Source organism: Klebsiella sp. 54 (genome assembly GCF_018223875.1).
Lineage (GTDB): Bacteria > Pseudomonadota > Gammaproteobacteria > Enterobacterales > Enterobacteriaceae > Klebsiella > Klebsiella quasipneumoniae.
In genome coordinates this window covers 1,487,986-1,508,711 of sequence record NZ_JAGRRA010000002.1, presented here as the reverse complement: position 1 = coordinate 1,508,711, position 20,726 = coordinate 1,487,986, and the positions used below count along the sequence as shown (strand labels likewise).

Annotated in this window: 22 protein-coding genes; 11 read left to right on the top strand and 11 right to left on the bottom strand. The window is 60.1% G+C overall.

The window, feature by feature from the left end; all coding sequences use genetic code 11:
• The first annotated feature begins 172 nt into the window (after nucleotides 1-172).
• The 3 genes from tam to KHQ24_RS08920 all read left to right on the top strand — a co-directional run bounded on the left by tam (nucleotide 173) and on the right by KHQ24_RS08920 (nucleotide 1,787).
• Nucleotides 173-934 (top strand): trans-aconitate 2-methyltransferase, encoded by a 762-nt coding sequence (gene tam, locus KHQ24_RS08930; protein ID WP_065697134.1) that lies wholly within the window; start codon nucleotides 173-175, stop codon nucleotides 932-934.
• Nucleotides 935-1,095: 161 nt separating this feature from the next.
• Nucleotides 1,096-1,416 carry a carboxymuconolactone decarboxylase family protein gene (locus KHQ24_RS08925; protein ID WP_049115607.1) on the top strand — a complete coding sequence of 107 codons (321 nt, stop codon included), beginning with the start codon at nucleotides 1,096-1,098 and terminating at the stop codon, nucleotides 1,414-1,416.
• Nucleotides 1,407-1,787 carry a tautomerase family protein gene (locus KHQ24_RS08920; RefSeq protein WP_004205951.1) on the top strand — a complete coding sequence of 127 codons (381 nt, stop codon included), beginning with the start codon at nucleotides 1,407-1,409 and terminating at the stop codon, nucleotides 1,785-1,787. Before KHQ24_RS08925 ends, KHQ24_RS08920 begins: the two co-directional genes overlap by 10 nt.
• Before the next feature lie 209 nt (nucleotides 1,788-1,996).
• On the opposite strand, the gene KHQ24_RS08915 is transcribed toward KHQ24_RS08920, so the two are convergent.
• From KHQ24_RS08915 to sad, 7 genes are all read right to left on the bottom strand, one after another.
• A complete protein-coding gene (locus KHQ24_RS08915) occupies nucleotides 1,997-2,443 on the bottom strand; it encodes a GNAT family N-acetyltransferase (protein WP_049115609.1) in 447 nt (148 codons plus the stop codon).
• Nucleotides 2,444-2,701: 258 nt separating this feature from the next.
• Nucleotides 2,702-4,153, bottom strand: a complete 1,452-nt coding sequence (locus KHQ24_RS08910) for a tagaturonate reductase (protein ID WP_049003684.1) — start codon at nucleotides 4,151-4,153, stop codon at nucleotides 2,702-2,704.
• 115 nt (nucleotides 4,154-4,268) lie between these two features.
• Nucleotides 4,269-4,799, bottom strand: a complete 531-nt coding sequence (locus KHQ24_RS08905) for a GNAT family N-acetyltransferase (RefSeq protein WP_049092133.1) — start codon at nucleotides 4,797-4,799, stop codon at nucleotides 4,269-4,271.
• A gap of 77 nt (nucleotides 4,800-4,876) precedes the next feature.
• Nucleotides 4,877-6,301, bottom strand: coding sequence for a GGDEF domain-containing protein (locus tag KHQ24_RS08900; RefSeq protein ID WP_080840959.1), 1,425 nt, complete (start codon nucleotides 6,299-6,301; stop codon nucleotides 4,877-4,879).
• Nucleotides 6,302-6,415: 114 nt separating this feature from the next.
• Complete coding sequence (locus KHQ24_RS08895) at nucleotides 6,416-6,784, bottom strand: DUF4186 domain-containing protein (RefSeq protein WP_004205959.1); 369 nt, start codon at nucleotides 6,782-6,784, stop codon at nucleotides 6,416-6,418.
• Nucleotides 6,784-7,710, bottom strand: a complete 927-nt coding sequence (gene glsB, locus KHQ24_RS08890) for a glutaminase B (protein WP_004205960.1) — start codon at nucleotides 7,708-7,710, stop codon at nucleotides 6,784-6,786. Before glsB ends, KHQ24_RS08895 begins: the two co-directional genes overlap by 1 nt.
• A gap of 80 nt (nucleotides 7,711-7,790) precedes the next feature.
• Nucleotides 7,791-9,176, bottom strand: coding sequence for a succinate-semialdehyde dehydrogenase (sad, locus tag KHQ24_RS08885; protein WP_064150070.1), 1,386 nt, complete (start codon nucleotides 9,174-9,176; stop codon nucleotides 7,791-7,793).
• A gap of 106 nt (nucleotides 9,177-9,282) precedes the next feature.
• Between sad and ptrR the strand changes: the two genes are divergently transcribed.
• On the top strand, nucleotides 9,283-10,161 hold the full coding sequence (ptrR, locus tag KHQ24_RS08880) for a putrescine utilization regulator PtrR (RefSeq protein ID WP_032456014.1): 879 nt from the start codon (nucleotides 9,283-9,285) through the stop codon (nucleotides 10,159-10,161).
• On the opposite strand, the gene KHQ24_RS08875 is transcribed toward ptrR, so the two are convergent.
• Entirely contained in the window at nucleotides 10,115-10,597 is a 483-nt protein-coding gene (locus KHQ24_RS08875) for a GNAT family N-acetyltransferase (protein ID WP_017900361.1), read from the bottom strand. The two genes, ptrR and KHQ24_RS08875, sit on opposite strands and share 47 nt — an antisense overlap.
• A gap of 145 nt (nucleotides 10,598-10,742) precedes the next feature.
• On the opposite strand from KHQ24_RS08875, the gene KHQ24_RS08870 reads away from it, so the two are divergent.
• Entirely contained in the window at nucleotides 10,743-11,687 is a 945-nt protein-coding gene (locus tag KHQ24_RS08870) for an L-lactate dehydrogenase (protein WP_032456013.1), read from the top strand.
• 21 nt (nucleotides 11,688-11,708) lie between these two features.
• On the opposite strand, the gene KHQ24_RS08865 is transcribed toward KHQ24_RS08870, so the two are convergent.
• From KHQ24_RS08865 to dtnK, 3 genes are read right to left on the bottom strand one after another with little or no spacing between them, the layout of a single operon-like run.
• On the bottom strand, nucleotides 11,709-12,470 hold the full coding sequence (locus KHQ24_RS08865) for a DeoR/GlpR family DNA-binding transcription regulator (protein ID WP_048324158.1): 762 nt from the start codon (nucleotides 12,468-12,470) through the stop codon (nucleotides 11,709-11,711).
• A gap of 1 nt (nucleotide 12,471) precedes the next feature.
• Entirely contained in the window at nucleotides 12,472-13,458 is a 987-nt protein-coding gene (locus KHQ24_RS08860; protein ID WP_211777228.1) for a D-threonate 4-phosphate dehydrogenase, read from the bottom strand.
• Entirely contained in the window at nucleotides 13,451-14,686 is a 1,236-nt protein-coding gene (dtnK, locus tag KHQ24_RS08855; protein WP_064150075.1) for a D-threonate kinase, read from the bottom strand. Before dtnK ends, KHQ24_RS08860 begins: the two co-directional genes overlap by 8 nt.
• Before the next feature lie 174 nt (nucleotides 14,687-14,860).
• Between dtnK and KHQ24_RS08850 the strand changes: the two genes are divergently transcribed.
• From KHQ24_RS08850 to KHQ24_RS08825, 6 genes are all read left to right on the top strand, one after another.
• Complete coding sequence (locus tag KHQ24_RS08850; RefSeq protein WP_108432950.1) at nucleotides 14,861-16,009, top strand: iron-containing alcohol dehydrogenase; 1,149 nt, start codon at nucleotides 14,861-14,863, stop codon at nucleotides 16,007-16,009.
• A gap of 14 nt (nucleotides 16,010-16,023) precedes the next feature.
• The gene (locus KHQ24_RS08845) at nucleotides 16,024-16,908 is read left to right on the top strand and encodes a dihydrodipicolinate synthase family protein (RefSeq protein ID WP_065904759.1); all 885 of its coding nucleotides are present in this window, start codon (nucleotides 16,024-16,026) and stop codon (nucleotides 16,906-16,908) included.
• A 76-nt stretch (nucleotides 16,909-16,984) separates the two neighbouring features.
• Nucleotides 16,985-18,394, top strand: coding sequence for a sodium:solute symporter family protein (locus KHQ24_RS08840; protein WP_048324146.1), 1,410 nt, complete (start codon nucleotides 16,985-16,987; stop codon nucleotides 18,392-18,394).
• A 3-nt stretch (nucleotides 18,395-18,397) separates the two neighbouring features.
• Nucleotides 18,398-19,564: a sialidase family protein gene (locus KHQ24_RS08835; protein WP_057215137.1), complete on the top strand. Its 1,167-nt coding sequence runs from the start codon at nucleotides 18,398-18,400 to the stop codon at nucleotides 19,562-19,564.
• Nucleotides 19,561-20,034 (top strand): YhcH/YjgK/YiaL family protein, encoded by a 474-nt coding sequence (locus KHQ24_RS08830; RefSeq protein ID WP_048324142.1) that lies wholly within the window; start codon nucleotides 19,561-19,563, stop codon nucleotides 20,032-20,034. The genes KHQ24_RS08835 and KHQ24_RS08830 overlap by 4 nt, the downstream gene beginning before the upstream one ends.
• Nucleotides 20,031-20,708 (top strand): SDR family NAD(P)-dependent oxidoreductase, encoded by a 678-nt coding sequence (locus KHQ24_RS08825; protein WP_057215131.1) that lies wholly within the window; start codon nucleotides 20,031-20,033, stop codon nucleotides 20,706-20,708. Before KHQ24_RS08830 ends, KHQ24_RS08825 begins: the two co-directional genes overlap by 4 nt.
• Nucleotides 20,709-20,726: the final 18 nt, after the last annotated feature.

Sequence of the window (20,726 nt, the reverse complement as noted above, 5' to 3'; positions counted from 1 at the left end):
GACCAATCCGCTTCCCCTCACAATGTGCCCATACCGCACGCGATAGCCTGCTGATGCCATTTTATCTGTGACAGTGTCACGCTGCCAGATGCTGCAGGGGATCATTTACCCTGACAGGCGGCCCTGGGCGTTCTAGGCTTTGCCCTGTCTCCCTCACACAGGACAACGCCCGATGGCTGACTGGAATCCTTCGCTGTATCTGCAGTTTGACGCTGAGCGCACCCGCCCGGCGGCTGACCTGCTTTCCCGTATCGCTCACCTGCAGGTTGAGAGCGTCGTTGACCTCGGCTGTGGGCCGGGCAACAGTACCCGCCTGCTGCGTGCCGCCTGGCCGCTGGCGGCGATCGTCGGTATCGATAACTCCCCGGCCATGCTGGACCAGGCGGTGCGGGCCTTACCCGACTGTGAGTTCATCGAGGCCGATATCGCCAGCTGGCGGCCTGCGCAACCGCCAGACGTGATCTATGCCAACGCCTCGCTGCAGTGGCTGGCGGATCATGAGACGCTGTTTCCGCATCTGGTGAATCAGCTGGCGGATAACGGTACGCTGGCGGTGCAGATGCCGGATAACTGGCAGGAGCCCTCCCATACTCTGATGCGTCAGGTCGCCGGCGAGCTGGGATTGCCGGACCGCGGCCGCCAGCCCTTGCTTCCGCCGGACGCCTGGTACGATCTGCTCACCCGTCAGGGCTGTGAAGTTGATATCTGGCGCACCACCTATCTTCATCCGCTCGCTTCTCATCAGGCGATAGTCGACTGGCTGCAGGGCACCGGATTGGGACCTTATCTGACGGACCTCGATGAGCAGGCCAAAAGCGCCTTTCTGACCCGCTATTTGGCATCGTTGGCCGACCACTATCCGTTACAGTGTAACGGAATGGTGCTTCTACGCTTCCCACGTCTGTTTATCGTGGCGCGAAAAATAGCCGCCTGACGGTTGCCTTGAGCGTGGCGTAAAACATAACCAATACATAAGCAAGTCGAGCCAGCAAACATTCCTGTTTTTCAGGATCAATTATCCTGAACATTGCGATATTCAACACATTCCTCAGCGTGCGACAGTGACGACCACTTCAACCTGTAACGGGAGTCACCATGGATACCACCCCTGTCGATCGCCACACGCTGGCTGCCATTGCGCCAAAACTGGCAGAACTGACCGAAACGGTGCTGTTTGGCGATATCTGGGCGCGCAGCGAGCTGTCGCCCCGGGAACGCAGCTTAATCACCCTCTCCGCCCTGACGGCGCTGGGCAAAACCGAGCAACTGCCCTGGCATATCGCCTACGGCTATCAAAATGGCCTGAGCCAGGAGGAAATTGTCGAATTATTTACCCACCTGGCGTTCTACGCCGGCTGGCCGGCGGCGGCCAGCGCCCTGACCTGCCTGAACGCGCAGGAGGCGCCATGCCTCTGACCCGAATTTCGCTTGGTACGGCATGGCGTCCCGCGGAGTTTGCTCAGCTGTCGGCGCTATTCCATGAGTGCCTGGTGGCGGAGTTTGCCGTGCCGCCGGCGGACAAATTTCAGTTTATCGAGCAGACCGCCGACGGGCAGCGCATTTACGACCCGCATTATCTTAGCGGCGGTCGCAGCGATCGCTTCGTGCTGTTTCATATTTTCGCCGGAAAACCGCGCCGCCGGGCGCAGAAACAGGGTCTCTATCGTCGGCTCTGCGCGCGGTTAGCCGATGAGATGGCGGTCAGCCCGCAGGACGTGATGGTGGTGATCCAGTTTAACCAGCTGGAGGACTGGAGTTTTAGCGCCGGCAAAATGGCGGGTGAATAAGTCAGGCGGCGCCTGCAGGGGCGCCGCGATTCAGGCTATTTAGTTGCTACCAGGCGAGATGATGCACCAGTGACAGATCCCAGGCCGTCGCCAATAGCGAAAGAAACATTATCAGATTGACCACTGTTTCGAGACGTTTTTCCATCGTTGCTTCTCCTGAGCCTGTTTCCCCTGTTATAGCGGGAAAAGCTTAACAGCATCTTATCGCTTCAGGAGTCAAGGGTGATCCTGTAGCGTACATAATCGTCAGCTGGGGTGAATTCATCATACAGGTGGCGGGCGGGATTATCACGGCGAGTATGCCAGTACAGACGTGACCAGCCTTGATCAGCCCCTTCGGTTTGCAGCGACTTAATCAGCGTTCTGGCAATGCCTTGTCCGCGGAAGGCTGGATCGACGAACAGATCCTCCAGATAGCAGATTGGCGTGGTGACCCAGGTGCCTTCGTGCAGAATGCAGATAGCGAATCCCACCACCGTATCATCCACCACCGCGACCCTGCCCAGCACGGGTGAGTTCACGTCCAGCATCCGCTGCCAGGTGCATTCGGTCACCTCTTCCGGCTGCGGACTGCCGTAGAAGTGGGTATAGCCTTCCCAGAGCTGAAGCCATTCGGCTTTGTCATGCGGCCGTACTTCCCGGATATCGATGACCATGCGAGTTTCCTTACAGATGAATGAATTAGCCTGCGAACATTGGCAGGAACCAGGTATTAAGGCCATTATTTTCCTGCGCAGATATTTGTTCAAGCGGCTTAACCATAATTCCCGCCTGCGCAGGGCGATTTGGCACTAAAAAGCCTTTTGCAGCGGGGCTGCTGACCGGCTTTATCGGGACAATAAAAAAGTATGTTGTAACTAATTTGAGTGCCAATAAACCCGGCCGCAGCCGGGTGAAGAGAAGAGACTTCGCTATCAGCAGAGCGGCCTGACGGCGTCGCGCATCCCGCGGGTCAGAATAGCGTCAAGGTCAGCGGCGACCTGATCCACCAGTCCGGGGATCTGGCTTAGATCCTGCTCCCAGTGGGACTCCACGCTGAGCACAGCGGAAACCAGCTCGCGGGTGCTTATCTGACCGTCGCGATGGCGGGCCCAGAGCGTCTGGTAGCGCGTCAGCCAGTCAGCATCATCCTGTACCGGATAGCTTGTCCCCTCCCGCTCTCCTCGGTAGAAGGCGATCAGCGCCGCCAGCGCGAAGGTTAGGCGCGGCGGCAGCGTGCCATGCGCCTTCTGCCCTGCCAGCAGCTGCGGCAGAATACGGGTGCGGTACTTGGTCATGCCGTTGAGGGCGATCGAGAGCAGCTGATGTTTGATATAGGGATTGCGGAAGCGCCCGGTCACGGCGCTGGCGAATGACACCAGCTCATCGCGCGGCAGGTCCAGCACCGGAATAATCTCGTCATAAATCGCTTTTTCGACAAACGCGCAAATCTCCGCGTCGTTCATCGCTTCGCCGACGGTGTCGATTCCAGCCTGGAAGGCCACCGGCACCAGGGCGGTGTGCGCCCCGTTAAGGATCGCCACTTTGCGCTCTTTATAGGGCTTGATATCGTCGACGATACGCACATTCAGCGGCAGCTTATCGAGACGCAGCTCGCTGGCCAGCGAAGCGGGCCCCTGGATAACAAACAGATAGAAGTGCTCGGCGGTATCGAGGAAAGCGTCTTGATAGCCGGTTTGCGCCTCCAGAGCCGCCACTTCATCGCGCGGATAGCCGGTCACAATGCGATCCACCAGGGTGGAACAGAAGGTGTTCGCCGAGGTGAGCCAGTTGATAAAGTCCTGCGGCAGCTGCCACTCGGCGGCATAGCGCAGGACCAGGGCCTGCAGCGCCTCACCGTTATAATCGATCAGTTCGCAGGGGATAATCACCCATCCCTTATCGGCTGCGCCGGCGAAATGCTGGTAACGCTCAAACAGCAAGCGGGTTAGTTTCGCCGGATAGCTGACCGGCGGCGCGTCGTCAAACCGATCCCCGGCATGGTAGCTGATGCCTGCCTCGGTGGTATTGGAGAAGACAAACCGTATCTCCGGGTTATGCGCCAGACGTAAAAAAGCGTCGTAGTCAGCGTAAGCGCTGATTTCGCGGTTAACCGATCGGATCAACCGCGCGTCGCTAACCGCTTCGCCCTGCTCGTTGAGACCACGGATAATGGTGGTATAGAGGCCGTCCTGGGTGTTCAGCGACGGTGGAAAATCCGTGTCAATGGGGCGAACGACCACGATGCCCGCATTCAGGTCGGTATGCTCGTTGAGCAGGTCGATCTGCCAGTCAACGAATGCGCGCAGGAAGTTGCCTTCACCAAACTGGACGATACGGTCAGGGTACTGCGCGCCGGGGAAATCACGACGGTTTAATGTTTTCACAATGGGTTCCCTCTAAAATAGTAGTCATACAACCTGAGTAATTGGTCCAATAAGTTATCAGGTTTTACGACCACTGAAACCCTGTTTTGATCAAAGCATTCTGCAATAGCGGCCGTCAGGGCAGAAACTTATAGAACAGCGAGGTGGCAGTCATCTTGCCGTCTGGCATCAGCGCATAGCGCGGAATTTCCCCCACTTTTTCCCAACCGCAGCGAACATAGAACTGCTCCGCCCCGCTGCCGGTCGCCGTGTCCAGCACCAGCACTGTCTTCCCTTCCCGGCGAGCGGTCTGCTCCAGCTCCGCCATCAGCGCGTTGGCAATACCCTGGCGGCGGGCATTTTGGTGAACCAAAAGTTTGGCGACATCCGCACGATGCGGCTGATTTTCCGGCTGGCTGATAATCAGCTGCACGGTGCCGACGGGGCGTCCATCAGCGTCAAGGGCGGCCAGCACGATGCGCTCCCCGGCCGCCACGCTGTCGGCGGTGCGTTGCCAGAAGGTCGTCGCGGTTTGCAGACTGAAAGGCAGCATAAAGCTCACCGAGGCGCCGCCGTTAACGCAGCTGGCCAGGATATCGCTTAATGCCGGAAGATGATGAAGAATATCGTCACGCGACAGCGTGCGCAGTGAAAAGGATGTGGTCATAAGAGCTCCCTGTTATCGACCACATCACTATGTTTTTAACCAAAAATTAACACAAGAGAGATCCTGATAGGATTTTCTTATGGCGCGCTTTCGGTGAGCGCCGGCATACAGATGCGGTTACGGCCGGTCTGTTTGGCTTTGACCATTTCATCATCCGCCGCCAGCAGCAGCTGGTTAAACAGTTCGGTAATGCGGGCGTGGCCCACCTCGCGGGTCTCCAGTCCCATACTGATGGTCAGATGGATCGGGTTCTGACCGAGGCCGAAGGGTTGCGACTCCACACCGTGGCGGATCTTCTCCGCCAGCACATAGCCCTGCTGAGTGCTGTCGACAACGGCGGCTACCGCAAACTCCTCGCCGCCGATACGGGCAACCATCCCCTGCTCGCCCACCAGTTGCCTGACCTGCTGGGCAAACTGGGTCAGCACGCAATCGCCGCCTTCATGGCCCAGGGCATCGTTCACCCGCTTGAAGCCATCGATATCCAGCACCATCACCGTCAGCAATTTATCCGCCGGCAAGGCCTGACGTTTCAGCGCCTCGCTCAGCCCGGAACGGGAATAGACGCGGGTCTGGAAATCAAAATCAGCGCGCAGGGCCAGCTGCTTCACCAGCATGTTAATCGCCTCGACGCTGGAGGCGACGATCACCGGGCTTATAAGCATCGCCGCGATCCCCAGGCGGGTGGAGAACAGCTGCCACGGCTGCATTCGCGTATCCGGCGAAAAGTGAATTAACGAGTTGGCCACCAGCAGTATCTCGCCGATGCCGGTAAGAAAGGTCAACAGGCAGGTCAGCGGCAGCGGATAGCGCACGGCGCACCAGATCAGAGCCGGTAATGGGAAGGTAATGCTGCCGGCGCCGCCCACCGCCACGCCGAGGGCAATCGACAGCACCAGCGCCAGCGCCGGCAGCAGCTGGCGAAAGCGAAAACCGCTTAACGCCGAGGGCAGCGTCAGGGTCAGAATAAACGGCAGGATAAGCACCGCCGTCGAGAACTGCTCGCTAAACCAGTCCGCCAGCTGGGGAATAAAGGTGGCGCGCTCGACGTCCACCGACCCCAGCGCGCCGACCGCTGCGCACAGCAACGCGGCTAACAGACAGAAACAGAATAAATTAAGCGCGTTAATCGGGCCTGGCATGGAATCGGCGCGTCGTTTATCCCACAGCACCAGCTGCGCCAGGGTCACAATAAAGACAATATTGGAGAAGTTAATCAGCAATGAGGCAAAGCCCATTCCCCAGCGCGAGGTTAATCCGTCATAGACCAGCATTGCCGCAAAGCAGACGGCATAAAAATAGCTGCGATTAAGCCATACGTAGCGCGCAAAAATCCCGGCCATCACGGCGTTGAGCGGCCAGAAGAAAGAGAGCTCCTGCACCAGACGCAGCATGGCGCCCAGAAAATGCAGCAGTAGCGTTAACGTAAATAAGACCAGTGCATCGCGCACGGGTTGTTCTTCACGAAACAGCGTAAATGACCGAATCGACAGTGAAGACATTCAGTAATTATCCGTCTAATTGTTTCAGGCAATTATTATGTTAATAGTTAGTTAGCGGATTATCATAACATGAGAATATTTATCAGGCATACTCCGGCGCCGATCAAATGCAAATTAGCGCACAGACGGCGCGTTCATCTGCAGCACCAGCCAGCGGTGGATCACCTGCACAATATAGCGCTGTTCCTGCTCGCTCAGCGCGCGGCCGTGGGGAATGGCGTGCCATTTTTCCAGGCAGCCGCGACAGCAGGTGGCGGTCGCGTGCTGGGCGATAAACACCGGGTGACCGCGCATCGGCGTCTGCTTGCCATCATTGGCCGGCGCGGCGGATGCCAGCCGCTGGCGAATGAAATCGGCGGCGTGCTGGTCGATGACCTCCGGTCCCTTATCGAGACAATATTGCCGCTCTTTCATCCCCAGCCGGAAGCGCGAACGAAACGTCGAGCGCGCCAGACGAGCAAACAACCGATCCTGATCGACCATCAGAACACCGACCTCCCCAGCCGCTGAGTCAGTTTCTCCAGCAGCGCCACCCCGGCCAGCGAGTTACCCGCCTCGTCAAGCTCCGGGCTCCACACCGCGATCGCCATCTCCTGAGGCACGATCGCCACAATTCCGCCGCCGACGCCTGATTTCGCCGGCAGCCCCACGCGCCAGGCGAACTCGCCGGCGTTCTGGTACATGCCGCTGGTCATCATCAGGGCATTCACCTGACGGGACTGAATGGGCGCGATAACCGGCTTTTCCAGGTGCGGGGCGATGCCGCGATCGGCGAGGAAGAGAAAGGTTCGCGCCAGCTCGACGCAGCTCATCTCCAGCGAACAGTAATGAAAATAGTTCTGCAGCACGGTGGTGACGTCGTTATGGAAGTTGCCGAAGGATTTCATCAGCCAGGCGATGGCGGCGTTGCGCGCCGAATGCTCAAACTCAGAGCGGGCCACCAGCGGATCGTAGGCGATATCGGCCACGCCGCTGAGGCGGCGGACTATCTCCAGCATCCGCTGACGCGGCGCGCTGAGCCGGCTCTGCAGCATGTCGCAAACCACCAGTGCCCCGGCGTTGATAAATGGGTTGCGCGGTTTACCCTGCTCGATCTCCAGCTGCAGCAGCGAGTTAAACGGCTGTCCGGAGGGATCTTTCCCCACCCGCTGCCAGATCTCTTCTTCCTGATAGTGGTTCATGGCCACCACCAGACTCAAAACTTTGGAGATCGACTGGATGGAGAATCGTTCATGCGCATCGCCGGCGGCAAAATGTTGCCCGTCCACTGTACTGATAGCGATGCCAAGCTTGTCGCCGCTGACGCTGGCCAGCGCCGGAATATAATCCGCCACTTTACCGCGGCCAATCAGCGGCCTGATTTCTGCCAGAATGGCTTCCAGCATTGCGTTATTGATCACCGTCGCCACACGCGGCTCCTTGCCCACCGTCGAATTTTGGTGGGCGAGTATAGCAGACGAGAACGACGGTCGTCAGGGGCAAACGCAGATTAGCGACGGTCTTTCCAGACGGTCTGCGCATTGCAGAACTCGTGCAGACCAAAATGCGACAGTTCACGACCAAAACCGCTCTTCTTCACGCCGCCGAAAGCCACCCGGGCGTCGCTGGCGCAGTAGCCGTTAAGGAAGACGCCGCCGCACTCCAGCTCGCGGGCAAAGCGCTGAGCCTGCGCTTCGTCGGTGGTGTAGACCGTTGCCGACAGGCCAAATTCGCTGTCGTTGGCGAGGGCCAGCGCGTGGTCCGCATCTCGGGCGGTGGTCAGGGTCGCCACCGGACCAAACAGTTCCTGGCGGAAGCCGGTCATTCCGGCGGTGACGTTGCCCAGGACCGTGGGCGCGTAGTAATTGCCCGCCCCTTCGATTTTCTCCGCCCCCAGCAGCAGGGTCGCGCCTTCATCGAGGGTCGCCGTGACCTGCTGGTGCAGTTCATCGCGCAGATCGAATCGCGCCATCGGCCCGACGTAATTCTGCTCGTCGCGCGGATCGCCCATCTTCAGCGCCGCGACGGCATCGACAAATTTGCGGGTGAAGGCTTCGGCAATGCCGGCTTCGAGGATAAATCGTTTCGACGCGGCGCACACCTGGCCGCTGTTCTGATAGCGGCCGGTGACGGCGGCCTTTACCGCTTCATCCAGATCGGCGTCGTTCAGGACGATAAAGGGATCGGATCCCCCCAGCTCGAGCACGCATTTTTTCAGCGCTGCGCCCGCCTGAGCGCCAATCGCTTTTCCGGCGCGGACGCTGCCGGTGACGGTCACCGCCGCGATGCGGTCGTCATTGATAATCTGCGAAACGCCGTCATTGGTGGCATTGACCCAGCCAAAAACCCCCTCCGGCAGGCCGGCGGCGGCAAAAATTTCGCCCAGCAGACGGGCGCTGCCCATTACGTTAGGGGCATGCTTCAGCAGGTAGCTGTTGCCGGCCAGCAGGATCGGCACCGCGCCGCGCAGCACCTGCCAGACCGGGAAATTCCACGGCATCACCGCCAGAATGGCTCCCAGCGGACGATATTCGATCACCGCCTGGTTATTTTCCACCAGGGTGGCTTCGGTCGCCAGCATCGCCGGGCCATGTTCGGCATACCAGTCGCAGAGGTTGGCGGATTTCGCCACCTCGCCGCGAGCCTGAGCAATCGGTTTGCCCATCTCGAGCGTGATCGTCTGGGCCACCTCTTCACCGCGGGCGCGCAGCTCGGCCCCAATGCGGCGCAGCGCGTCGGCGCGTGCGGCGAGCGGCGTCTGACGCCACTGGCGATAACCCGCCGCGGCGAGAGCGATAGCCGCGTCGACCTCGCCTTCGCTGGCCCACGGCAGCGAGGAGACCACCTCACCGGTAGTCGGGTTGACGGAGACGGCGTGCGTTGCAGATAAATTCATCGTTATTCTCTCTCTCGTTGCTTGCGAAGTGAGCGTATTCTGGCTTACCTTTCCATTCATTGAAAATGAATAATATTAAGCAACGCATTCACAAAAGAAGAATGGTATGGACCTGACTCAACTTGAGATGTTTAACGCTGTCGCCAGCACCGGCAGCATCACCCAGGCGGCGCAAAAAGTGCATCGTGTGCCGTCCAACCTCACCACTCGCATCCGCCAGCTGGAGGCTGATCTTGGCGTTGAGCTGTTTATTCGCGAGAACCAGCGGCTGCGCCTCTCGCCCGCGGGCCACAGCTTTTTACGCTACAGCCAGCAGATCCTCGCCCTGGTTGACGAGGCGCGAATGGTGGTGGCGGGCGACGAACCCCAGGGGCTGTTCTCTCTCGGTTCGCTGGAGAGCACCGCGGCGGTGCGGATCCCCACCACCCTGGCCCACTTTAATCAGCGTTACCCGAAAATTCATCTCGCCCTCTCCACCGGCCCCTCCGGGACGATGATCGACGGCGTGCTGGAGGGAGCCCTGAGCGCCGCGTTCGTTGATGGACCGCTGGTGCATCCGGGCCTGGAGGGGCTGCCGGTGTTCCCTGAAGAGATGATGATCGTCGCCCCCTACGGCCACGCGCCCATCGCCCGCGCCAGCGAAGTGAACGGGGCAAATGTCTACGCTTTTCGCGCCAACTGTTCCTACCGCCGCCATTTTGAGAGCTGGTTTCATGCCGACAGAGCGACCCCGGGCAGGATCCACGAGATGGAGTCTTACCACGGGATGCTGGCCTGCGTGATCGCCGGCGCGGGCCTGGCGTTGATCCCGCGCAGTATGCTGGAAAGTATGCCCGGCCATCAGCAGGTATCCGCCTGGCCGCTGGCGGAAGAGTGGCGCTGGCTCACCACCTGGCTGGTGTGGCGCCGGGGCGCCAAAACCCGCCAGCTGGAGGCGTTTATAGCGCTGCTGAACGAAGATCGGCGAACAGCGGTTTCTCCATAAACACGCTGAGCGGATCGGGCTGGTAAGGGGCAAACGCGCAGCGGGTCTGATAGCCGTTGCGCGTATAGAGGGTGATGGCCGCATGCTGATGGATGCCGGTCTCCAGGCGCAGAGTATGGCAGTCGCGCTGCCGCGCTTTCTCCTCCAGGGCCGCCAGCAGCTTTTCTCCCAGCTGCTGTCCGCGGTGCTGAGGATCGATATAGACCCGCTTCATCTCGCCAAAACCTTCAGCGCTGAGGACGATAGCCCCGCAGCCAACGGCTTCGCCCTGCGGACTGCGAATCGCCAGGGCGATCACTGTCTCTGGCGGCAGCTGGCCGAGGTCCAGCAGATGGTTGCTCTCTGCCGGGTAGAGTGTCTCCTGCCAGGCGTCGAGGGCGGCAATCAGGGCGGTAAATTCGGCGTCGGTGGGGGCGATGTCGGTAACGGTATACATAGGTGAGCTCCTTTTTTTACGCCACTGTAGCGCGCCTCAGGACGGTTTCCGCCATAGCATTAACTTATATTGCCGCTAACCACTTGCGCTAACTCACTGAAACACAGTAATTTTATCCCTTGCCGTTCGTTTTTGAGAGCTGAATATGCACACCAAAGCCCGTAAAGTGATGATTATTGGCGCCGGCAACGTCGGCGCGTCGGCGGCCTACGCGCTGCTCAATCAGAGCATCTGCGAGGAGCTGATCCTCGTCGACATTAACCAACAGCGCGCCGAGGCCCACGCTCAGGACCTCAGCGATGCCGCGGCCTATCTGCCAGGGATGATGACCATCTCTACCCGCGAGGCTAGCGACTGCGCTGATGTCGACATCGCGGTGATCACCGTCTCCGGCGGCGCGCTGCGTCCAGGCCAGAGCCGACTGGATGAACTGACCACCACCGCGAAGATAGTGAAGCGCATCGTGCCAACGATGATGGCCAATGGGTTTAACGGCATCTTTCTGGTGGCCACGAACCCCTGCGACATCATCACCTGGCAGGTATGGCAGCTCTCCGGCCTGCCGCGCAGCCAGGTGCTGGGCACCGGCGTCTGGCTGGATACCACCCGCCTGCGCCGTCTGCTGGCGCAGGAGCTGAACATTGGCGCCCAGAGCATCGACGCTTTTATCCTCGGCGAGCACGGCGACACTCAGTTTCCGGTTTGGTCGCACTCCTCGGTATATGGCTCGCCGATAGCCGACCTCTACCAGCAGCGCACCGGCCGGCCGCTCGACCGCGAGGCGATGGCCGACAAAGTGCGTAAGCTGGGGTTTGAGATCTACGCCGGTAAAGGCTGTACGGAATATGGTGTGGCAGGCACCATCGCCGAGATCTGCCGTAATATTTTTACCGGCAGCCACCGCGCGCTGGCGGTCTCCTGCATTCTTGACGGTGAGTACGGGGTCTGCGGCGCGGCGGCTGGGGTGCCGGCGGTGCTGGCCCAGGGGGGCGTGGAGCAGATTATCGAACTGCGGCTCGCCGACGAAGAGCAGGCGAAGTTCAGCCAGTCGATTGCGGTAATCAAAGCCAATATCGCGCGTCTGCCCTGATGGCAGACGGCGACGTCTGGTTCAGTCGGCAATGATCAGCTGTGGGGAAAGGGTCACCAGCGCCTCGCGGGTCGCTTCCGGCAGGTGGCTGTCGGTAACGATATCGGTCAACGACTCCAGCGGGGCAATGTTGAACAGTGACCAGGCACCGTATTTGGAGCTGTCCGCCAGCAGGATGCGCCGGCGGGCATTGGCCATCAGATCGCGCTTCAGGGCGGCCTTCTCTTCCGTCGGGGCGGTGATCCCTTTCTCAAGGTCCCAGCCGTTGCAGCTGACGAAGGCGAGATCGGGCCAGATGGCCTGCAGCAGGCGGCGGCCGTGATCGCCAATGCACGACTGGCTGCTGTCATCGATGCGGCCGCCGATAATCGTCACTTCAATCTGCTTAAACTCCGACAAAAACAGGGCGATATGTAAATCGCTGGTGATCACCCGCAGCGGCAGATGGGTGATCTGCCGCGCCAGTTCAATCATGGTGGTGCCGGCATCAAGCACAATGGCGTCGCCGGCTTTCACCAGCGCTGCCGCCGCGCTGGCGATCGCCTGCTTTTCCAGCGGGCTGCGCTGGGCTTTCTCCAGCGTCGTCGGCTGGGCAGGAATAAACCGGTTTAACGTCACCCCGCCATGCGTGCGGCTGATCACCCCTTCCTGATCGAGTTTGATCAGGTCACGGCGAATGGTGGCCGGCGAGGCGTTGGTCGCCGCCACCAGCTGGTCGACTGTCACCAGATTATGGCTTTTCAGGAAGTCCATAATCTGCTCTAACCGGTTATATCCCTTCATGTTATTCCTGCGCGATGTGCATGGCGAGCTCAATGGAGGTTGCCATGCTCTCAGACTTCGCTTTACCTGTCCAGGCAATATCAAACGCGGTGCCATGATCCGCAGAGGTGCGGATAAACGGCAGCCCGGCGGTGATATTCACCCCATCATAGAATCCCAGCAGCTTCAGCGGGATGTGCCCCTGGTCGTGATACATCGCCACCACCATGTCGTACATCCCCTCATGACACTGCATAAACACCGTATCCGGCGGACAGGGGCCGGTCACCTCCACGCCCTGCGCCCGCATGGCGGCCACCGCGGGGGCGACGATGCGGATCTCTTCATCGCCAAACAGGCCGTTCTCCCCGGCGTGCGGATTCACGCCGGCCACCGCAATGCGCGGACGCGGATAGCCGACGCGGCGCAGAAAGCGATCCGCCACGCCAATCACCGTCTCAATCCGCCGCTGGTTGAGGGTATCGAGGAACTGGCGCAAGGAAATATGGGTCGTGATATGGATAACTTTAAGTTTCTCGGTATACAGCACCATGGCGTAATCGGTAGTCTGCGTCAGGTGGGCCAGCAGTTCGGTATGGCCGGGATAAGCGTGCCCGGCGAGATGCAGCGCCTCTTTATTCAGCGGTGCGGTAGCGATGGCCGCGACCGCGCCCTCCAGTGCGAGGGCGGTCGCCCGTCTGATGCAACGAAATGCCAGATCGCCCGCCTGAGCCTGGACTTCACCAGGACGCAGCACCTGCGGATCGCTGAGCGGTTCATCGATAACGTTAATCGTCGCCGGGGTAAATACTGCTTCGGAGGGATGGTCGATGATGCGCAGCTCCACCCGCGGCGTGATATTCAGCGCCAGGATCCGCCGCAGCGTCTGCGCGCAGCCTACCACCACCACCGGCGCGCCGCTCAGCGCCCCCTCGGCGAGGGATTTAATAATAATCTCCGGACCAATACCTGCCGGGTCGCCCATTGTGACTGCAATCATTTTAGACACTCAGTTTCTCCTCAATAAAATTCACAACATGTAACAGCGTGGTGTCGGTGCCGAATCCTCCGGCTTTGGTCATCACCGGCCGCGACCAGCGGCCACCGAGAAAATGTCCGTAAGGAACGCAGGCCGCCACCCGGCCACGGATCTGGAAACCGCTGGCACCCAGCGCGTGCGCGACGGCGATGGCTACATCACCACCGGAAAGATACAGCGCGCCCGGAGGGCACTGCGCCACCGCCTGCGCCGTGACGTCGGCAAGCCAGGCGCAGATGCGCTCCCCGTAGGCCGCGCGGCTGAGGCCATGTTCGCGACACAGGGCTTCAATCCCGTGCCGGGCGGCGTGATTCGGGCGGGTGGTCACCACGCAGTGCTGCCCCTCACGCAGCACCTCGGCGATCCGCGAGGCTTCCTCCTTCGGCGATCCGCTAAAGGCCTGTTCGACATCAATTTCAATCTTCCTCACTCGGGAATGAGCCTGCAGCGCAGCGACCTGGCGCTGCGCCATCTCGCTCATCGAACCAACCACCGCCAGCAGAGGCCCCTGCTCGCTGCGGCGAAGGCGGCGGGCCAGCGCCTCGCAAAGTCCCGCCGAGCCGACCAGCAGCGTCTCTCGCGCATGGGGCGCGACGGCGTCGATCACCTGATCCAGTTGGCTGTCTTCCCAGGCGTCGACAATCAATACTCGCTTCTCCTCGCCCGCCATCGCTAATGCCGCCGGGAGCTGGGTAGCGTTCAAGGTCAGACAGGGAAGACGGCTCTGCATGGCGATAATTTCGCTAATCTCCGCCCGGCTCACCGGCGTTTTCGGGTCGCTGGCAAATTCGGTCTGATCGAGGGCCACCCCATACACATAGCAGCGTCCGTCACGGGTATGCCGCCCGGCCGCCGGATACGCCGGCGCCACCACCGCCACCCGGCAGTTCTGCACCGCCATCATGGCCTCCAGCTCGGCACCGGGGTTCCCGCGCAGCGTGGAGTCGATCTTCTTTACCTGCCAGTGTGGGACGAATGTCGCTGCGTCGCGCAGCAGAGCGGTGACCTTATCCGCCGCCTCGGCGGCGGTCATCGCCCGGCTGTCGCTGTTGAGAATTAATGCCCGCACGGAGGACGTCTGCCCGGCGGTGAATGCCACTTCCACCGCCATTCCCGCCTCTGCGAGGCTGACCCCGGCGTCATTGGCCCCGGTAAAGTCATCCGCCAACACCAGCACGTTGTTATTGCCGTCGTTCATTGTCCTGCCTTGTGGTCGATGAAATTATGAATTGATTATATTCAATCATAATTGATTAAATGTGAGCAAGCTCAAGTTATTAATCCGCCGTATAAATTATAACTTTTCCCCACCAGACGAGTTCCATAACTCACGAATGATTGAAAATAATCAATTGCTACCAAGGAGAAACGCGTGGCGACGATACACAGCACGATTATCAGCGGGGCGGGTGCCTCATCGGCTCTACTCCCGTTATTGGCCGGTAAAACCTCTATCCTGCTGGTGACCGACAAGAACGTCGGGGCGCTGGAAGCAACCCAGGCGATCCATCGTCTGCTGGCGGCTAAGGGGCGTGTAGTTGAGGTCATTGACACGGTACCGGCCGAGCCCAGCCATCACGATGTGGCGCAGATCGTCAGCCAGCTCGACGCCAGCCAGCCACAGTTAGTTGTTGGCATCGGCGGGGGAAGCGTGCTGGATGTAGCAAAATTGCTGTCCGTACTTCTGCACCCTGAGGCGCCCGCTCTGACGGCCCTGCTGGCAGGCGAGCAGCCGCAACGACGGATCGGCTCATTGTTAATCCCGGCCACCGCCGGGACCGGCTCCGAAGCGACGCCGAACGCCATTCTGGCAATCCCCGAGCAGCAGACCAAAGTGGGGATCATCTCCCCGGTGCTCCTGCCGGACTATGTCGCCCTGCTACCGGAGCTGACCACCAGCATGCCGGCCAGCATCGCGGCGTCGACCGGCATTGATGCCCTGTGCCATCTGCTGGAGTGCTTTACCTCCACCGTCGCCAACCCGGTAAGCGATAACGCCGCGTTAATCGGTTTGCACAAGCTGGTGCGCCATATCGAACGCTCGGTGAATCAGCCGCAGGATCTGACGGCGAAGCTGGAGATGCTCTGGGCCTCGTGGTACGGCGGCGCGGCGATTAACCATGCGGGCACCCACCTGGTACATGCGCTCTCCTATCCGCTCGGCGGCACCTGGCATCTGCCCCACGGAGTGGCCAACGCCATTCTTCTGGCGCCCTGTATGCGGGTGATCCGCCCCCACGCGGTGGTGAAATTTGCTCAGGTCTGGGATCTGATCCCCGACGCGGATCGCACGCTCAGCGAGGAAGAGAAATCCCATGCGCTGGTGGCGTGGCTGGCGGCGCTGGTGAAACGACTGCCCCTGCCGGACAACCTGGCCGCTCTCGGCGTGCCGCAGGAGAGCATTCCCGCCCTCAGCGCGGCGGCGCAAAACGTTAAACGCCTGATGAACAATGCCCCCTGCAGCGTCAGCCGCGAAGAGATCGCGGCCATCTACCAGACGCTGTTTCCAGAACATGCCTAACAGGAGAAAGTAAAATGAGGAAAGCTATCAGCGGCGTACTGACCGCCATCGTCACCCCCTTTACCGTCGAGGGCGCGCTTAACCTGCCAGCGCTACGCCAGCAGGTGCAGCGCCAGATCGCCGCGGGCAACGGTATTTTCTGCGGCGGCACCAACGGCGAGTTTTTTGTCCTCAATGAGGAAGAGAAGATCGCCGTCGCCAGAACCTGCGTGGAAGAAGCGGCCGGTCGCGTCCCGGTGGTGGCCCATATCGGGGAGGTTTCCACCCGAGAGACTCTCCGGCTGGGCCAGCAGATCGCCCGCCTCGGGGTTGATGCGGTATCGGCCATTACCCCGTGGTTCGTGCCCTTGAAGCAGGAAGAACTGATTAACCACTATACGGCGATCGCCGACGCGCTGAGCGTCCCGCTTTTTCTTTACAACATTCCCGCCCGCACCGGGAACACCATTGCCCCGGAGACCGCGCGTCAGCTGGCCAGGCACAAGAATATTGTCGGCATTAAGGATAGCGCCGGCAGCTACGACAGCCTGAAAGGTTTTCTCGACGCGGTGCGCGATATCGACGGTTTCGACGTTCTGAACGGACCGGACTCGCTTATCCATCAGGGATTTGTCGACGGCTGTTCGGCATGCATCTCGGGGCTTGCCAACGTCGCGCCCGCGGAAATTAACGCCATCTGGTCGCGCTTTCACGCCGGGGATATCGTCGGATCGCGCCAGGCCCAGGAGCAGGTAACGGGCCTGCGCACCGATCTGTATAAAGTGGCGTTCTCGCCTGCGGCGGTGAAGAAAGCTCTGCAGCTAATGGGTCATGAGGTGGGCGACAGCCGCTACGCGGTGCAGTTCAGTGACCAGCAGCTGCAGGAAATTCGCGGCATCATTGCCCGTTATTTAGCGTAATACCCGCTGCGTTTCGTAAATAAAACAGACCGGGTACCGTCGTACCCAGGATTCGTACGCCCAGAGAGAGGCTAAGATGAATCATTTTACCGCTGAAGATACCTTTATTATTGTCGGCATTGTCATTGCCTATATTCTGTTTACCACCTGGCTGACATTCCGTATTCGTAGTAAAAATTCAGGGGATTTTATGGAAGGCTCGCGCGCCATGCCGGCCTTAATTGTCGGTATATTACTGATGTCGGAATATATTGGCGCCAAATCAACCATCGGTACCGCTCAGGCCGCCTTTGAGAGCGGCATTGCCGCTTCATGGTCCGTGCTGGGGGCAGCCATCGGTTTCCCGCTGTTCGGTTTGATTCTGGTAAAACGCATCTATAACACCGGGAAAATCACCATCTCCGGCGCTATCGCTGAGAAATATGGCACCAGTACCAAAAATATCATCTCCCTGATCATGATTTATGCGCTGTTGCTGGTTAACGTGGGCAACTACGTCAGCGGCGCCGCGGCTATCTCCACCGTCTTAAAAGTCAACTTACCCGTGGCCGCCTTTATTACCGCCATCGTCAGTACCTTCTATTTCGCTTTCGGCGGCATGAAAGGCGTCGCCTGGGTCACCATGTTACACAGCGCGTTAAAATACGCCGGACTGCTGATCATTCTGGGTTTTGCTCTGTCCAAAACCGGCGGCTTCACGCCGATGATTGAGAATATGCCGGATTACTACTGGACGTGGGATGGCAACATTGGCGCTGGCACCATCTTCGCCTGGCTTATCGGCACCATCGGCTCCATCTTCTGCACCCAGTTTGTTATCCAGGCGATCAGCTCCACCAAAGATGTCCGGTCAGCAAAGCGTTCCACCTGGATCGCCTTCTTTTTCTGCCTGCCCATCGCCCTTGCCATCGCTATCATCGGCGTGGCGGCGAAATATCTGCATCCGGAAATCAACAGCCTGTACGCCCTGCCGGTATTTCTGCAGGACATGAATCCCTGGCTGGCGGGACTCGTGACAACGTCACTTGTGGCCTCGATATTCGTCAGCGTTAGTACCGTTGCCCTAGCCATTGCCTCGCTGGTGGTGAAAGATTTCTACGTGCCATGGCGTAACCCGACCCCGGACCAGGAGTTCAGAGCCACGCGCTGGGCATCGTTAATTATCGGCTTCCTGCCGCTGGTCTTTGTGCTGCTGGTGCCGGAAGTGCTGAAACTCTCCTTCTTCACCCGCGCCATACGCCTGTCCATTACCGTGGTGGCGGTTATCGCCTTCTACGCACCGTTTTTCCGGAGCACCCGCGGCGCCAATGCCGGTCTGATCGGCGCCTGCGTGGTGACCTCCGTTTGGTATTTACTTGGCGATCCGTTCGGCATCAATAACATGTATGTCGCCCTGGCGACCCCGGCGATCATTATGGTCCTCGATCGCTTGATCCCGAATAAATCACAATCATCTCCTGCCCCTGTTGAGCAACGTGGAGTCTAAAACATGACCACAATACCTTCTTTCGACGGCGTCATTCGCCAGCACCCACAAGATGAACATATCGCATGGGCGATGCTCCCCTGCGCCTGCCCGCAAAATCATGCCGCCAACCTGCTTCAGCTGAAAGATGGCAGCCTGATGTGCGTCTGGTTCGGCGGCTCGCAGGAAGGGAAAGCCGACATTTCGATCTGGGGATCGCGGTTAGCCACCGACAGCGATCGCTGGAGCGAAGCGGTTAAGCTCTCTGACGATCCTGACCGCTCGGAACAAAATCCGGTGCTGTTTCAGGCGCCTGACCAGGTAGTGTGGCTGTTATGGACGGCGCAATACGCCGGCAACCAGGATACCGCCATTGTCCGCTACCGCCAGTCACATGACGGCGGGCAAAGCTGGGGTCCCATCGACACCCTGTTGGATCAGCCCGGTACCTTTATTCGCCAGCCGATTAGCGTCATGCCTGACGGCAGCTGGCTGTTGCCAGTGTTTTACTGCCGCACCGAACCAGGCGAGAAATGGGTGGGTAACAATGACGTCAGCGCGGTGAAAATCTCCTCAGACGGCGGCATAAGCTGGCGTGACGTGGCAGTCCCGGAGAGCCTTGGCTGCGTCCATATGAGCATCACCCCGCATCCCGACGGCGGACTGGCGGCCTTCTTTCGCAGTCGCTGGGCGGATCATATCTGGTTCAGCCACTCCAGCGACCAGGGTGAAAGCTGGTCTGCGCCGGCGCCCACGACGCTGCCGAACAATAACTCGTCCATTCAGGCGACAACTCTCGACAATGGCGAACTGGTGCTGGTGTTCAATAATATGAGCGCCGCCGGAGCCACTGAACGCCGTGCCTCGCTGTACGATGAAATTGCGGATGACGATGGCCGTAAGGAGCCGGAAACAACCGGGAAAAGCGCCTTCTGGGGCGCGCCACGCGCGCCGATGACGGTGGCGATTTCACCCGATGGCGGCAAAAGCTGGCCGTGGTTGCGCAATCTTGACGAGGGTGACGGCTACTGCATGACCAATAATTCGGAGCAGAAGCTGAACCGGGAGTTCTCCTACCCCAGCATCAAACAGGGAGCAGACGGTAATTTGCATATCGCCTACACCTGGTACCGCCAGGCGATCAAGTATGTTCGCGTTTCGCCACAGTGGGTGAAAGGAGAAAGCGCATGATTATCGGTAATCTGCAGGCGCTGCAGCAGGCTGGCCTGCCGCCGGCGTTAAACCAGCTTTTGAGCAGCGAGGTCTGCTCGCTGGCCGCCCTGAGCGCCAGAGAGGATGGCCGGTTCCAGCCCGACGGCGCGCCGTGGTTCTGCACCCTCAGCGTGGTGCAAACCCAGCCCGCGGCCGAGCGGCATACGGAATATCATCGCCAGTGGGCGGATATTCAGGTCATCCTGGCCGGCGAGGAGCGGATCCAGGCGGGCATGGCTCCCGCGATGCGCCCGGAAGATAATGAGATTAAGCCCGACCTCTATATCTGTCAGCCGGCCCCGGAGAGTGTCTCTATTCTGCTGCGTCCCGGCGACTTCGCGGTCTTTTACCCCGGCGAACCGCACCAGGCGCTGTGTGCGGTTTCGACGCCAGCGCCGGTCAGAAAGGCGGTATTCAAGATCCCGGCGGCGATGCTGGAGGCGCGATGAAGCAGGCAATTGTAACCGGGGCCAGTTCCGGGATCGGCGCCGCGGTGGTGAGGCAGTTGCTGGAGGACGGCTGGCAGGTGGTCGGCATGAGCCGTTCGCTGCCGCCCTTCTCACAGCCGAACTTTCGCCATCTGACGGTCGACGTCAGCCAACGCAGCGCGCTGCTGGCGGCGCTGGAGCAGATTGAGCCTCCTCAGGCCATCATCCACGCCGCGGGCTCGATGACCGCCGCAACCCTGGGCAATCTGGATCCACTGCACGGCGAGTCGCTGTGGCGTTTACATGTCGACGCGGCCCAGACGCTGGTCAATCACTTCGCCCCGGCCATGAGGCCGGGTGGGCGGATTGTTCTGCTGGGAAGCCGTACATCACGTGGCGCAGCGGGTCGTTCACAGTATACGGCCACCAAAGCCGCGCTGGTCGCCCTTGCCAGAAGCTGGGCGGCAGAGCTGGCGCCCGCTGGGGTGACGGTCAACGTGGTGGCGCCCGGGGCAACCGATACGCCGATGCTCCGTCAGCCCGGCAGGGAAAGCTCCCCGCCACAGCTGCCGCCGCTGGGGCGGCTCATTACCCCGCAAGAGGTGGTCTCGCTGATAAGCTGGTTATTGAGTGAGGGCGCATCGGCGATGACCGGACAGGAGCTGGTGATGTGCGGTGGCGCCTCCCTCGCCTGATGACGCACGCCGCGCCGT